A 1,146-nucleotide genomic window follows, 5' to 3' on the forward strand; every position below is an offset into this window, starting at 1 on the left:
ATACAGGCTAGTTCGGGGTGGATGAGGATGCCCGAGCTGGCCCGTGGTCCGGACCCGCGGTCGGCGGCGGCGCGGGTGGTGGTGCGGGGATGGGCTGCGCTGTGGCCGTTGGCGGCGTTGACCGGGGTTGTCGTGCTGTTGGCGCTGGTCGGGGCGCTGCCGCGCTGGCCGGGGCTGGTGCACGCGGTGGCGCTGCCGCCGGTCGACATGTACACGGACCTGCGGGTACTACTGGCTCGTTCGCACTCGGAGATCGAGTTCTTCACGGCGCTTGCGGTGGTGCTGGCCGTGCGGGTGGTGGTGCTGTGCCTGCTGACCGGGGGGCTGACATGGGCCCGCGTACGGTTCGTGTTGCTGTTCTACCTGGTCGTCGGGGTGCCGCTGGCGTTGGCGGCGCAGATGGGGTTCATGGCGCAGTCGCTGCTGTACTCGCGGCTGTTCTGGGCGGCGGTGTCGCTGCTCGCGCTGGTGTGGTTCGGCATGGCGGCGCTGCCGTGGCAGGGCACGACGCGGCTGCGGACCGCATTCCGGGAGGCGTGGGGCAGCGGACTGCGGATCGCCGTGCTGCTGCCGTACGCGGTGGCGCTGCTGCTGCTCGGCGCGGTGGCGGACCTGCGCCCGGGCTGGTCGCTCCTGCTGGTCCCGGTGTCGGCGGTGCTGACGGGGGCGGCGGTGCTGGCGCTGCGCCGTCCACCGCGCGGCCGGCCCGGGCTGCGGCTGGCGGCGGCGGCCGTGGCGTTCGCGGTGGCGGCGACGGTCTTCGTGGCGACGCGCGGCGGGGAGGGGTACGGGCCGCAGCCGCCGGAGCGGCCCGGATCGCTGCTGCTGATGTCCGGCATCAACTCGGGCTCCGGACGTGGCGCGATCTTCGAGACCGAAGTGGAACGGCTCGGCTACGGCTGCGAACAGACGTACTACTTCTCGTACGCGGGCGAGGGGGACGGGCAGCCTCGCGGGGTGGCGGCCTGCCCGATCCGCACCGGCGCGCCCTACGTCCCCCGGGACACCCAGCGGCCGTTGGCCGAGCAGGTGCGGGCGTTCGCCGAGCAGGTGGAGGACCTGCCGCGCCCGCTGGTGGTGGCCGGGCACTCGCACGCGGTGTGGGTCGCCTGGCGGGCGGTGGCGGAGGGGAGGCACCGGGTGGGG

The 1,146-nt window shown here is 74.4% G+C and carries 1 protein-coding gene; it reads left to right on the plus strand.

Annotated elements, in window-relative coordinates; all coding sequences use genetic code 11:
• Positions 1–21: 21 nt before the first annotated feature.
• Positions 22–1,146: hypothetical protein (locus tag FNX44_RS27080; RefSeq protein ID WP_143651596.1), on the plus strand; the 1,125-nt coding region annotated here is incomplete at its 3' end.

It is taken from the genome of Streptomyces alkaliterrae (assembly GCF_007097205.2).
GTDB lineage: Bacteria > Actinomycetota > Actinomycetes > Streptomycetales > Streptomycetaceae > Streptomyces > Streptomyces alkaliterrae.